The following is a 14,197-nucleotide window of genomic DNA, read 5'->3' as shown; positions in this document are numbered from 1 at the left end:
AATGACCAATACGATTGCATTGCATCCGTCCAATTATTACACACCGCAACGTCCAACTTTTGGACGTTATCCATTATTTCATATTCTTCGGGAGCAATTTTCGGGCATTTAAGTAAGCCTTGCAGTAAATATGCCCGAAAACGTCTAATTATTGGACACTCGCTTGCAGAGGAAAGCAAAAACGAATATCTTTACCCCCAAACTTAAAGCATGGTTCAACCTGATAGATACCCCCAATCTTAGATATGGAAAACGGAACTATTTTAATAGTAGATGATAATAAAAGCGTGTTAGCTTCACTGGAGTTACTGCTCGAAAATGAGTTCGGTACACTTCGCACCGCCGCCAATCCCAATCAAATCACCACGTTACTGACTACCACCTCTATCGACGTCGTTATCCTTGACATGAATTTCTCTGCCGGCATAAACAATGGCAATGAAGGACTGTACTGGTTAAAACAAATCCACGAAATCCGCCCATCTTTACCGGTGGTTATGCTGACTGCTTACGGAGACGTTGAATTGGCGGTAAAAGCACTAAAAAACGGGGCTACTGATTTTTTACTCAAACCTTGGGATAATCAGATTCTGATTCGGAAGATAAAGGAGGCTTATAAAAGTAACAACAGCAAAGCCAAAAGCGCTTCAAAGACAACCGGCAAACAGGGGGATACCGAGAAACCGAGCAAACCGGAAATGTTGATCGGCCACTCTCCCGCAATGCTCCAGTTGATTAAAGTGGTCACGAAAGTAGCCAAAACCGACGCCAACATCCTGATCACAGGAGAGAACGGAACAGGAAAAGAGATGTTAGCCAAAGAGATACATCGTTTATCTCCCCGAAATTCCCGTCAAATGCTTGGCATTGATATGGGCGCTATCAGTGAATCACTCTTCGAAAGTGAACTGTTCGGACACGAACGCGGAGCGTTTACCGACGCATACGAAAGTCGTCCGGGAAAATTCGAAGCGGCCAACGGCAGTTCCCTCTTTATGGACGAAATCGGAAACCTTTCCATTGCACTGCAAGCCAAACTATTGACTGTACTACAGAACCGGAATGTCACCCGAATCGGAAGTAACAAAGTGATTCCCGTTGATATCCGGCTGATCTCTGCTACCAATAAAGATATTCCGGAAATGGTAAAGCAAGGACTGTTTCGGGAAGATTTGTTCTACCGTATCAACACCATTCATCTGGAAATCCCTCCTTTAAGGGAACGGGGAGACGATATCCTATTATTCATAGATACTTTCCTCCGTCGTTTTACTTCCAAATATCAACGGCCGGACATACGGATGCACGAGCAAACGATTGAGAAACTACGCTCCTATCACTGGCCGGGCAATATCCGCGAACTGCAACACGCCATCGAAAAAGCGGTGATCTTATGCGAAGGCAACGTGATACGCCCCAAAGATATTCTGGTAAAGCAAAGCTGGAAACCTCAGACGGCAAGCGTCGTCCCCAATCTGGAGGAAGTAGAACGGCAAGCCATCGAAACAGCAATCCTCCAAAACAATGGAAATCTGACAGCCGCCGCCGAACAATTAGGCATCAGCCGACAAACTCTCTATAATAAACTGAAACGATTCAAACCCTGAACAAGATGATATTCAGCCGACATATCTATTGGACCATATTGCTTCGTATCCTGCTCATCCTCGCAACTTCGGGAACAGGGCTGTGGCTCATCATCTCCCAACGTGGCATCATCATCGGTACGTTACTAATCATCTGCTCCTTGTTTCAAATCGGCGGAATAGTCACTTATCTCAATAACATCAACCGGAAACTCCGGCTTTTCTTTGATGCCATCGAGGACAGAGATAATACATTCAGCTACCCCGAGCAAGGAATAAACGAAGAGCAACAACAGCTGAACCGTTCACTGAACCGGATCAACGCCCTATTGGCACAAACCAAAATGGACTACCAGAAACAGGAACATTTCTACCGGTCTCTGCTGGAGAAAGTACCCAACGGAATCATAGCCTGGAACAACTCCAAGAAAATAATCTTCGTCAACAACACAGCGTTGACCTTACTAAACATCGAATCACTGACTCTATATTCCCAACTGGAAAATATCCTGCAGAATGAGAAGAACAGAAAAAGACTCAGCCTCTCCCAAAGTCAGATGAAACTACAAGACGAAACAATCACCTTGCTTTCCATACAAGACATTGACGACCGGCTCAACGAAAACGAAAGTGAATCATGGAGCAAACTCAGTCATGTCCTGACTCATGAGATCATGAACACGATCGCTCCCATTATCTCACTGTCTCAGACACTGGCTTCCTATCCGGAAATCAGCGAGAAAGGAATCCGCGGGCTTCACATTATTCAGGCGCAAAGCGAACGGCTGATGGAATTTACCGAATCTTTCCGGCATCTGTCCTATCTTCCGCAGCCCGAAAAGCGTCTCTTTTCCCTATCCGACTTATTACACAATCTGGAGGAACTGCTTCAAACCAATTTTCAAGAAAACAATATCTCCTTTACACTCCGGTGCTCCCCCGAACCGATGATGACCGAAGGAGACGAAAAGCAACTGTCACAAGTGTTTCTCAATCTGTTGAAAAACGCCATGCAGGCATTGGAGGGGCATCCGCATGGAGAGCTTTCCCTGCAAGCAGAACAAGACGAATATATAGTCATAGACATCACCGACAATGGTCCCGGTATTCCTCCCGAAATTATGGACAAAGTATTCATCCCCTTTTTTACGACTAAATCAGAAGGTACAGGCATCGGACTGAGCCTGTGCAAAGAAATTATCCGCCGCCACGAAGGGCATTTGGCTATCAAAGAAAGCAGAGCCGGAAAAACGGTTTTTCATATTGAGCTCCCTTAAAAACAACATACGTAAACCTCATACCGGACATTCAAACTTTTTCCACTGTTCTTTTGTTTATAAAGCAGAATATCTAAATACATAATATGAGCATCAAAGAACAATACTGGAAATATTCCCTCATCGTCATCATACTATTTATGGGAATCATCATCTTCCGTCAGATCACTCCTTTTTTGGGAGGATTGCTGGGAGCACTCACTATTTATATTTTGGTACGCACACAAATGACGCACCTGACAGAAAAGTGGAAACTGAAACGCAGTGTTGCCGCATTGCTGATTACGGCAGAGACGGTTATGGTATTTTTGGTTCCGCTCGGACTGACAATCTGGCTACTGGTAAACCAACTTCAGGACATCAATCTGGACCCGCAAACATTCATTGCCCCGATGCAGCAGGTGGCAGAGTTTATCAAAGAAAAAACGGGTTATGATGTGCTGGGAAAAGATACCTTGTCATTCATTGTCTCCATCCTACCCCGCATCGGACAAATAATAATGGAAAGCATCAGCAGCCTTGCCATCAATCTGTTTGTCATGGTATTCGTACTATACTTTATGCTGATAGGAGGAAAAAAGATGGAAGCTTATGTGAATGACATTCTCCCGTTCAATGAAGCGAATACACAGGAAGTAATTCACGAAATCAATATGATTGTACGTTCCAATGCCATCGGCATACCTCTGTTAGCCATTATTCAAGGAGGGGTCGCCATGATAGGGTATCTTATCTTCGGAGCACCCAATGTCCTGGTATTGGGATTCCTGACCTGCTTCGCCACCATCATTCCAATGGTAGGAACTGCCTTGATATGGTTTCCCGTAGCTGCCTATCTTGCCGTAACCGGAGACTGGTTCAACGCTATCGGACTCGCCGCATACGGTGGAATAGTCATATCTCAGTCGGATAACCTGATCCGATTCATCCTGCAGAAGAAAATGGCGGATACCCATCCGCTGATTACAATATTCGGAGTCGTTATCGGTTTGCCGTTGTTCGGATTTATGGGAGTCATCTTCGGTCCGTTGCTGCTTTCATTATTCTTTCTATTCGTCGACATGTTCAAGAAAGAATATCTGGATTTACGAAATAACCTTCCTGCGAGATGACGGAGCTACCAAAAAAATGCGTACTTTTGCAGTCGTAAAAACGACACTTATATCCAATGGAAGCATTTACATTCAATACTGTCGAACTGATTCTTTTATCGGCGGCAGGTATTCTTTTTATCATTCAGCTCATTTATTATTTCGGCTTGTACAATCGGATACATACCCGCAATAAGGCTGTACGCAAAGAAGCAGTGCATTTCACACAAGAGATGCCTCCGCTTTCCGTGATTCTTTGTGCACGCAACGAAGCTGATAACCTACGTAAAATCTTACCTGCCATTCTCGAACAGAACTATCCGCAGTTCGAAGTGATTGTTATCAACGATGCTTCTACAGATGAGACAGAGGATGTACTGGGATTTATGGAAGAGAAATATCCTCACCTTTATCACAGCTTCACTCCCGACAGCGCACGTTACATCAGTCATAAGAAACTTGCCCTGACATTGGGCATCAAGGCCAGCAAACACGACTGGCTGGTATTTACAGAAACAAACTGTATGCCTGCAAGCAAGGATTGGCTCAGACTAATGGCACGTAACTTCACTTCACAGACTCAGGTAGTGCTGGGATACAGCGGTTACGACCGGACCAAAGGATGGCTGCACAAACGGGTAGCCTTTGACACGTTATTCCAGTCTCTGCGTTATTTATGCTTTGCACTGGCAGGAAAGCCATACATGGGCATCGGACGTAACATGGCTTACCGGAAAGAATTATTCTTCCAGAGAAAAGGCTACTCCACTTATCTGAACCTGCAACGCGGGGAAGATGATTTATTCATCAACCAGATAGCCACCCCATCCAACACACGCGTAGAAACGGATATCAATGCAACCATGCGGATACAACCGGTATACAGCTACAAAGAATGGAAAGAAGAAAAGATAAGCTATATGGCAACCGCACGCTTTTATCACGGTGCACAGCGCTATTTGTTAGGATTCGAGACTTTCTCCCGTCTGCTGTTTTACGCTGCCTGCATTGCGGGTCTTGTATTCGGCATCCTCAACTTCCATTGGCTGGCTGCCGGAATTGCATTACTGATCTGGCTGTTCCGCTATATCGTACAGGCAATCATCATTAATCGGACAGCCAAAGAAATGGGCGGAGACAGGAAATATTATTTCTCCCTGCCGGTTTTCGATATCCTCCAGCCCATCCAGTCGCTCAAATTTAAACTTTACCGTTCTTTCCGCAGGAAAGGGGACTTTATGAGAAGATAGGCAACCGCTGATTACATGGGTCGCTGCATATAGATCGCATCCGAACCATCATGATAATAGTTTGGCTTTACTCCCACGGGAATAAAGCCATTTTTCATATATAGCTTGATGGCAGGCGTATTCGACTCTTTTACTTCGAGCGTAATCTTTGCCGCCTTACATTCAAGAGCTGTCTCAATCGTCCGCTCCATGAGCAACTGTCCCAGCTTCCTTCCTCTGCAATCCGGATGGACAGCTATCGAATATATCCGCAGATAACGGGTTCCCGCATGAAACAATAATGAGACATAGGCGATCACCCGCTCCTTTTCCACCACCACATAAAAGGTGCCCTTTGAACGGCAGATCAGATAAACAAACTGTTCTCTCGAAAAACTATCTTCCTGAAAACATTCCTGCTCTATCTCCAGAATGGCAGGAATGTCTCCCGCTTTTGCCTGGCGGAGGTGCATCGTCGGTTCCATCACTAATAATGTTTCATTTCCAGCGCCTGCTCAAAGTGATTCAACAGACGGTAATACATTTCGTCACCGATAATCGCATCTTCCAGTTCATGATCAATACTCGGATTATCGTTGATTTCAATCACGTAAGCCTTATCATCGACCATCTTCAAATCCACTCCATACAAGCCTTTTCCGATGAGATTGGCAGCCTTTATCGCCGTATCCAGTACCACACGCGGCACCTGATAGATAGGAATCGTATCCACCAGTCCGCAGCGGCTCCTGCCCGAATCATAATGGCAGTAAATCTGCCAATGACCTTTTGCCATATAATACTTGCAGGCATACAAAGGTACTCCGTTCAGCAGACCGACACGCCAGTCAAACTCCGTAGGCGTAAATGCCTGCGCCAACAAGATAGCCGACTTCTCGAAAAGAAGTTCAAGACTTGTTTTCAGTTCTTCTTCATTGGACACCTTTTTCATGCCAATGGAATAGGAACCGTCCGGTATCTTCAGAATGAAAGGAGCACCAACCTGCTCACTGATCTGTTCGAACGAGTTCTCATTGGACTGAAAAATCAACGTAGACTTCGGTGCCGGAATCTTTTCTTTCTCAAAAAGTTCTTTCAGATAAACCTTATTGGTACACCGGATGATAGACAACGGATCATCAATAACGACCATCCCATTCTGGGCGGCCAACTGTGACAAATGGAATGTATAATGATTCAGCGAGGTCGTTGTCCGGATAAACAGCGCATCAAATTCCAACAGACGCATCGCATCATCCTCTGTAATCATTTCAACGTGGATATTCATCTTCTTGGCCACCTCGGAGAGTTTATGCAAAGCGCCTTTGTTGCTGGGCGGAAATTTCTCTTTCGGATCGATCAGTACCGCCAAGCTATATCTCGGAGCTTTTGCCGACTTAGGCGCACGCCATATTTTCTTATTAAAGTTATCCAGCGTATTGGCAAAGAAGTCCTGTTCCTCATCATCCAACCGGTTCAAAGGCAAGAACTGAATACTTTCAATCTGATTCTTGGGATGAGTGTTCAGAGCGACTCTCAACAACGGGCAGGGATAGTTCTCGAAAATGAAGCGGGCCACTCTTTCCAGCCCTTTCTCACGGCATTTCCCGAAATAGATATTCAGATACCAGATATCACTTTTGATCCCGTTCTTCTGAATCCATTGATAACACAACGCCTGCAGACTTCGGTCCATGCGGATTCCTGTCCCCGTCTCCAGTTTGTTGATGATGTCAACATCGGGAATCACCCGTTGTCCTCTCGTTTGGGCAAGCAACGAACAGTAATACCCTTCGGAGTTATAGCTGTAATCATTGCTAAGATTAATAACTAACTTCCGGTCTTTTTCAACCGGCTTGTTCTTCAGATAGTCGGAAACAGTCAGGATACTTTTCGTCTCACAATACGGCTTCCAGTCATCCGGATTATCCAACAGAATTAACACATTATTCATAATGGTTAAAAATTAAACCTACAAGAGGATATTAAGTAAATCGGGCGCAAATATAGATATATTATTCACTCTACCTCACGCAACGGTCTAAATTATTTTTGCAGCAAAAAAAGAAAAGAAAAAGAGAGGGTTACTCGTACCTCATGGAGCTTGCAGGATTGATCTTCGTTATCAAATAAGAAGGTCCGATCAGCATCAGAACCGATGCCAGCAACGTACCTGCATTGATCAAAAGGAAGAACCAGATATTGAAAGAAACCGATACTGTATCAACATAATAATTCTCCGGATCGAGCTTAAATATTCCGAATTGGGACTGGATAAAACAGAATGCCAGTCCAATCGCATTGCCCCAAAGCATCCCCTTGCCGATGAGAAAGACGGCAAACCAAAGGAAAGTCTTGCGAATCGTAAAATTATCGGCTCCCAGCGCTTTCAGTATTCCGATCATATTGGTGCGTTCTATGATGATAATCAGCAAACCGGAAATCATGGTAAAGCCGGCAACTCCTATCATCAGGAAAAGGATTACCCATACATTCAGATCAAGCAGATTGAGCCATTCAAATATCTGGGGATTCAGTTGCTCGATGTTGCGTACATAATACACGCCTCCAAACTTATCCCGCTGACTATCCGTATCAACGGCTATCTCGTAAGTGATATCTTCCAGTTTATCATAGTCGCGCACCTGCAGTTCCACACCGCTCACCTGCTCCGGCTCCCAGCCATTCAGGCGGTTCACCAAATAAAGGTCCGTCAGCAGAAACAGATTATCATACTCCGAGAAATTGGTCTGATAAATGCCTGCAATCGTCAAGCGCCGGGCACGGATATTATCCTGAATATAATAGGTATATATCTTATCTCCCAGCTTCAGCTTCATTTTGGTAGCCAGCGCCTTGGAGATAAGTACCTGATTACTCGAAGCCGAATCGCTGAACGCAGGAATCTCCCCTTCCACCAGATACTCCTGCATAAAACTCGGATCAAACTCCGGTCCGACACCTTTCAGTACCATTCCCTGAAAAGCATCATCCGTTTTTATCATCCCCGGCTTGGTAGAATAACGTTGCACATGGCTTACTTGGGGATAACCGGAAAGAGCAGTCATCATACTGTCCCCCACCGCAATCGGATGAGTCTCATAAGAATTGACCGCATCCAGATTCGCTATCTGAATGTGCGACCCGAACCCGATGACTTTATTCCTTACCTCACTTTTAAACCCTATGACTACCGCCACCGCAATAATCATAACAGCCAACCCTATGGCAATACCAGCCATAGCAATGAGGACCGCAGGACGTGAAACCTGCTTTCCACCATCGCTCTCGCGATAAATACGACGGGCTATAAAAAGAGATAATGACAATTCTTTTAAGTATTAAGTAATAGGTATTAAGTATTAGCCGTAGCTTATTTAGAGATTAAGTATTAAGTGTTATATTAAGTATTAAGTCATTACCTTATGATATATTATCAATCTTATAATATCTCATACGCCAACCAGCGTCTACGGTTAATACTTAATACCTATTACTTAATACTTATTTCCTATTCCGTTCTTCCCGGATACACCTCCAACGCCTTTTGCAGGATGAAAAGCGCACGGGTCAAATCTTCTTTCTTCAATACGTAGGCGATACGCACTTCATTGATGCCGGAGCCCGGAGTAGTATAGAAACCGGAAGCCGGTGCCATAAATACGGTCTGGCCTTCGTATTCAAAGTCAGAAAGACACCATGCACAGAACTTGTCCGAGTCGTCTACGGGGAGTTTGGCTACGGTATAGAAAGCCCCCATCGGAATCGGAGAATAAACGCCCGGAATACGGTTCAATCCATCAATTAAGCATTTACGCCGTTCTACGTATTCATCATACGTCTCACGTGAATATTCTTCCGGAGCATCCAAAGAAGCCTCAGCGGCAATCTGTCCGATCAAAGGAGGACTCAGACGAGCCTGACAGAATTTCATAACAGCGTCACGTATCTCTTTGTTCTTGGTAATCAATGCACCGATACGGATTCCGCACTCCGAATAACGCTTGGAAACTGAATCGATCAGCACTACATTATTCTCGATACCTTCCAGATGACAGGCAGAGATATAAGGAGAGCCGGTATAAATAAATTCACGATATACTTCGTCAGAGAAGAGGAAGAGGTCGTACTTCTTCACCAGGTCACGGATCTGATTCATTTCCCGACGTGTATACAGATAACCGGTCGGGTTGTTCGGATTACAAATCAGGATAGCCTTGGTACGTTCATTGATCAGTTCTTCGAATTTCTCTACTTTCGGCAGGGAGAAACCTTCTTCAATGGTCGTTGCAATCGTACGGATCTTTGCTCCGGCAGAGATGGCAAATGCCATGTAGTTGGCGTATGCAGGTTCCGGAACAATGATTTCATCTCCCGGATTCAGGCAGGAAAGGAAGGAAAAAAGTACCGCTTCCGAACCTCCCGATGTAATGATTATATCGTCAGCCGTCAGGTTGATGTTGAACTTTGCATAATATCCCACAAGTTTCTCGCGATAGCTTCTGTTTCCGGCACTGGGGCTATATTCCAGCACTTTACGGTCGATGTTGCGTATCGCGTCAATCGCGGCCTGAGGAGTGGGCAGGTCAGGCTGTCCGATGTTCAGGTGAAACACATGGACTCCCCGTTGCTTGGCAGCGTCTGCCAAAGGAGCCAGTTTTCTGATAGGAGATGCAGGCATCTCGTTTCCGCGAATGGATATGGTTGGCATAATTTTAACTACAAATTACTAATTACTATTTACTTTTTTAATTTGGAACTGCAAATGTACGCAATAATTTGAATACAGAGACATAAAAACTTTAAAATCCTTATCAAGGGTAAAAACGTAGTGGAAAAATGAAAAGAAAGCTATACATTTGTAATACGGAAAACTTAAAACAATATCATAATGACCATACACCTTATCTCATTTGCTTCAATACTTCACAAACAAGCCTCGCTGCGCAATTCGCACGAAGCAATTCTGAGTGAACTTGAAAAATATTACACTGTCAAACTCATCGATTATCAAGATATGGATAAGTTGGGCAGTGATGATTTCAAAATCATTTTTATCGCTACCGGAGGTGTGGAAAGACTGGTCATCCAGCACTTCGAACGTCTTCCCCGCCCCGCCATTTTATTGGCCGATGGCATGCAGAACTCACTTGCTGCGGCATTGGAAATATCTACATGGCTCCGTGGAAGGGGAATGAAGAGTGAAATTCTTCATGGAGAATTACCGTCTATTATTCAACGTGTACATATACTATATAATAATTTCCGCGCACAGCGTTCTTTGTTCGGCAAGCGTATCGGAGTCATCGGTACTCCTTCTTCGTGGCTGGTTGCCAGCAATGTGGATTATCTTCTGGCAAAACGCCGTTGGGGAATCGAATATATAGATATTCCGCTGGAAAGGGTTTATGAACATTTTAAACAAATCACAGATGATCAGGTAGGCGCGTCCTGCGCCGCTGTTGCTTCGCAGGCGCTTGCCTGCCGCGAGGGAACTCCCGAGGATTTAATCAAAGCGATGCGATTATACAGGGCCATCAAGAGAATTTGCGAAGAAGAGAAGCTGGAAGCGCTGACATTAAGCTGCTTCAAACTGATCGATCAAATTGATACGACCGGCTGTCTGGCATTGTCATTGCTGAATGATGACGGTATCATGGCAGGCTGTGAAGGAGATCTCCAGTCTATCTTCACTCTTCTGGCAGTTAAGGCGCTGACAGGAAAAGAAGGATTCATGGCAAATCCATCCACCATCAATACGAGAACCAATGAATTAATACTGGCACATTGCACTATAGGACTCAAACAGACGGAAAGATATATTATCCGCAATCATTTTGAGACAGAGAAAGGTATCGCCATTCAAGGACTGCTCCCGACAGGTGACGTGACTATCGTAAAATGCGGAGGCGAATGTCTGGATGAGTATTACCTGTCTACCGGAACTCTAACCGAGAATACGAATTATATCAATATGTGCCGTACGCAGGTGCGTATCCGCATGAATACTCCGGCGGATTATTTCCTGAAAAACCCGCTAGGCAATCATCATATTATGATTCATGGGAATTATGAAGAAGCTTTGAATGAGTTCCTGTTATCGAATGCCTGCAAAAGGACGGAATAGGGGATCGAAACAGAGGCTCTGTTATAGATAAATGCAGGCTCTGTCAGCAGTTGACGGAGCCTGCATTTATTATAAACAGAAGCTCTGTTTTATTGTAACAGAGGCATATCTTTCCACTGTCCGCCGTGCCACTCCACTACTGTGTCAAAGCCGACTTTCTTCAAGGCTGCCAATGCTTCGGCACGACTGTTATTAATCCGTTCCGGATAATGGGCATCACTATTCACCTGTACCCGAATACCCAATTCTTTCAATAAAGGGAAATAGCGTTCGTTCGGATAGAAAGTTCCCAAATCATGATAAGACTTGGTATTAATTTCAACGATATATCCATGACGGGCTATTTCTGCAAAATAATCGCGAACCAACGCATCATACCACGGTTCGTCCAATAATCCCGGACGATAGCAAGAGGCATTATAGTGCATCTTATCTGCATGACCAAGGATATCAAAACCTCCCAGCTCGACCATACGGAGCAGATTCTTATAATAAAGGTGGACAACGTAATCGAGATCACCTTCAAAATGCGCATCTATCAATTGACGGAATATATCGGCAGGGGTATCGATATCCACGACTTTGCCCTGCGGAGAATAGAGCATATGCACAGAACCAATCCGATAATCGAGCGGCAATTCCTGAAAACGAGGGATAGCGGGATGGCTCTCTTCATTCAGATAGTCTATTTCGAGTCCGATGGCAAGCTCTATTTTATCGGCATATTTCTCCTTCAGACGAGAAAATTCGGAAAGGTAATCATCCATCCGGTCCCACTCCATCGTCCATGCTGTAGAAAATGGCAGAGGAGCGTGAGAAGAAATACCATAAGAAGAAAAGCCTTCACTAATGGCAAAACGGATAAAATCTTCCATATTAGCTCGTCCGTCACAATATAAGCAGTGACTATGGTAATTGGTCAGGTTTGTCATATCGGTCTATGTTATTTCGGTTATTATCAGGTTGTTTCAGTTATTACAGTTTCTTTCCGTTCAGATTCATGTCAGCCTTCTATCTCGCTCAGTTCCAGCCAGCGCATGGTCTTTTCGTCAATCAGATCATTCACTTCGGGCAGACGTTTCGACTTTTCAGTCAGTTCGTCTACAGAAAGCGTTCCGCTGCAAAGCAGTTCTTCAATCTGTGCCTTCTCCGCTTCCAGTTCCGCTATTTCTTTTTCCAGTTGTTCGAACTCACGCTTTTCCTTGAAGCTCATTTTCCGCTTATCGTTCAGACGGACACGGGCGGTCTTCTCTTCCTGCGGCTTTTCCGCTTCCTTTTCTTTCTGTGCCTTGGCTTCTTTCCAGTCACGGTAATCGCTATAGTTTCCGGGGAAGTCACGGATATCTCCCTGTCCGTTGAATACCATCAGATGGTCTACTACCTTATCCATAAAGTAGCGGTCGTGGGAAACGACTATGACACAGCCCTTGAAGTTCTGCAGATACTCCTCGAGCACATTCAGAGTGATGATGTCCAGGTCGTTGGTAGGCTCATCGAGCACGAGGAAGTTGGGATTACGCATCAGCACCGTGCACAGGTAAAGGCGGCGGCGCTCTCCCCCACTCAGTTTATAGACATAGCTATGCTGCGTTTCGGGAGTAAACAGGAAATGCTGCAGGAATTGCGAAGCCGTCAGTTTCTTTCCATTCCCCAGTTCGATCACTTCGGCTATATCCTGCACGACATCAATCACCTTCATTTGTTCGTCGAACTGGAGACCGTCCTGCGAGTAATAGCCGAAACGGACAGTTTCGCCCACATCCACCGTTCCGCTGTCGGGTTTGACCTGTCCCATCAATATTTTGATAAAAGTAGATTTACCCGTTCCGTTATTTCCTACAATTCCCATCTTCTCGTAACGGGCAAAGATATAGGAAAAATCATCCAGAATCTTCAGGTCGCCGTAGCTCTTGAACAGATGATCGGCTTCGAATATCTTGCTTCCGATATAAGAGGCCTTTACTTCCAGTTTTACGTTGTCATTGTTGAAACGTTGCTTGGCAACCTTCTCCAGTTCATAGAAGGCATCTTCACGGTATCGGGCTTTGTGTCCGCGTGCCTGCGGCATCCGGCGCATCCAGTCGAGTTCCGTACGATAGAGGTTGTTGGCACGTTCTATTTCCACGCTTTTAGCTTCGATGCGTTCCTGACGTTTCTCCAGATAATAGCTGTAGTTACCTTTATATTGATAAATCTGCTGATTGTCAATTTCGATAATCTCCGAGCAGACACGGTCGAGGAAATAACGGTCGTGCGTCACCATCAGCAGGCTCAGGTTGGTGCGACGCAGGTAGTCTTCCAACCATTCGGTCATGTCCAGGTCCAGATGGTTGGTAGGCTCATCGAGAATCAGCAAATCCGGTTCGGTGATCAGGGCGTTGGCTAAGGCTACACGTTTCAGCTGTCCGCCGGAAAGCTGCTTCACCTGCTGGTCAAAGTTACGGATTTTCAGTTGGGACAGAATTTGCTTGGCTTTCTGCTCATATTCCCATGCTTTCTCCTGGTCCATGCGTGCCAAGAGGTCTTCCAGTCCCGGATGCCCTTCGGTTTCCATACATCGTTCGTACTCTTTAATCAGTTCGACGGTGCTGTTGCCGTGATGGAAACAGGCTTCGAGAACGGTCAGTTCTTCGGGATACTGCGGGTCTTGTTCCAGATAATCCACACGAAGGTCACGGCGGAAGACGATGTTTCCGCTGTCATACCCTTCTTTTCCGGCGATGATATTCAGTAAGGTTGTTTTTCCGCTGCCGTTCTTGGCGATTAATCCGACGCGTTGCCCCTCGGCAATGCCAAAAGATATATTTTCAAAAAGAACCAAGTCGCCGAAGGACTTGGTCAGGTTGTCTACTTGTAAATAAGGTACTGCCACGTAATTTAGTGATTA

11 protein-coding genes are annotated in these 14,197 nt (G+C 45.1%); 5 read left to right on the top strand and 6 right to left on the bottom strand.

The window, feature by feature from the left end:
- The first annotated feature begins 245 nt into the window (after positions 1 to 245).
- The 4 genes from NBH01_RS17245 to NBH01_RS17230 all read left to right on the top strand — a co-directional run bounded on the left by NBH01_RS17245 (position 246) and on the right by NBH01_RS17230 (position 5,204).
- A complete protein-coding gene (locus NBH01_RS17245) occupies positions 246 to 1,607 on the top strand; it encodes a sigma-54-dependent transcriptional regulator (RefSeq protein WP_250700202.1) in 1,362 nt (453 codons plus the stop codon).
- A 5-nt stretch (positions 1,608 to 1,612) separates the two neighbouring features.
- A complete protein-coding gene (locus NBH01_RS17240; protein WP_117977797.1) occupies positions 1,613 to 2,863 on the top strand; it encodes a sensor histidine kinase in 1,251 nt (416 codons plus the stop codon).
- Positions 2,864 to 2,949: 86 nt separating this feature from the next.
- The gene (locus NBH01_RS17235) at positions 2,950 to 3,975 is read left to right on the top strand and encodes an AI-2E family transporter (protein ID WP_011107805.1); all 1,026 of its coding nucleotides are present in this window, start codon (positions 2,950 to 2,952) and stop codon (positions 3,973 to 3,975) included.
- A gap of 56 nt (positions 3,976 to 4,031) precedes the next feature.
- The gene (locus NBH01_RS17230; protein WP_234141038.1) at positions 4,032 to 5,204 is read left to right on the top strand and encodes a glycosyltransferase; all 1,173 of its coding nucleotides are present in this window, start codon (positions 4,032 to 4,034) and stop codon (positions 5,202 to 5,204) included.
- A gap of 11 nt (positions 5,205 to 5,215) precedes the next feature.
- Here the strand turns inward: NBH01_RS17230 and rimI are convergent, their stop codons facing one another.
- The 4 genes from rimI to NBH01_RS17210 all read right to left on the bottom strand — a co-directional run bounded on the left by rimI (position 5,216) and on the right by NBH01_RS17210 (position 9,894).
- On the bottom strand, positions 5,216 to 5,668 hold the full coding sequence (gene rimI, locus NBH01_RS17225) for a ribosomal protein S18-alanine N-acetyltransferase (protein WP_225678905.1): 453 nt from the start codon (positions 5,666 to 5,668) through the stop codon (positions 5,216 to 5,218).
- 2 nt (positions 5,669 to 5,670) lie between these two features.
- Positions 5,671 to 7,137, bottom strand: coding sequence for a RimK family ATP-grasp domain-containing protein (locus NBH01_RS17220; protein ID WP_055221076.1), 1,467 nt, complete (start codon positions 7,135 to 7,137; stop codon positions 5,671 to 5,673).
- Between the two features lie 130 nt (positions 7,138 to 7,267).
- Entirely contained in the window at positions 7,268 to 8,512 is a 1,245-nt protein-coding gene (locus NBH01_RS17215; protein WP_234141040.1) for an ABC transporter permease, read from the bottom strand.
- Positions 8,513 to 8,694: 182 nt separating this feature from the next.
- Complete coding sequence (locus NBH01_RS17210; RefSeq protein WP_011107809.1) at positions 8,695 to 9,894, bottom strand: pyridoxal phosphate-dependent aminotransferase; 1,200 nt, start codon at positions 9,892 to 9,894, stop codon at positions 8,695 to 8,697.
- Between the two features lie 180 nt (positions 9,895 to 10,074).
- Between NBH01_RS17210 and NBH01_RS17205 the strand changes: the two genes are divergently transcribed.
- Complete coding sequence (locus tag NBH01_RS17205; RefSeq protein ID WP_008762299.1) at positions 10,075 to 11,310, top strand: fucose isomerase; 1,236 nt, start codon at positions 10,075 to 10,077, stop codon at positions 11,308 to 11,310.
- 89 nt (positions 11,311 to 11,399) lie between these two features.
- On the opposite strand, the gene NBH01_RS17200 is transcribed toward NBH01_RS17205, so the two are convergent.
- Positions 11,400 to 12,242, bottom strand: coding sequence for a histidinol-phosphatase (locus tag NBH01_RS17200; RefSeq protein WP_074856842.1), 843 nt, complete (start codon positions 12,240 to 12,242; stop codon positions 11,400 to 11,402).
- A gap of 71 nt (positions 12,243 to 12,313) precedes the next feature.
- On the bottom strand, positions 12,314 to 14,182 hold the full coding sequence (locus NBH01_RS17195) for an ABC-F family ATP-binding cassette domain-containing protein (RefSeq protein WP_022470075.1): 1,869 nt from the start codon (positions 14,180 to 14,182) through the stop codon (positions 12,314 to 12,316).
- Between the last annotated feature and the right edge of the window lie 15 nt (positions 14,183 to 14,197).

The organism is Bacteroides sp. B1-V-101 (assembly GCF_023656585.1).
Classification (GTDB): domain Bacteria; phylum Bacteroidota; class Bacteroidia; order Bacteroidales; family Bacteroidaceae; genus Bacteroides; species Bacteroides thetaiotaomicron.
Note: the sequence above shows the minus strand (reverse complement) of the source record. Positions and strands in the feature narration are given on the sequence as shown.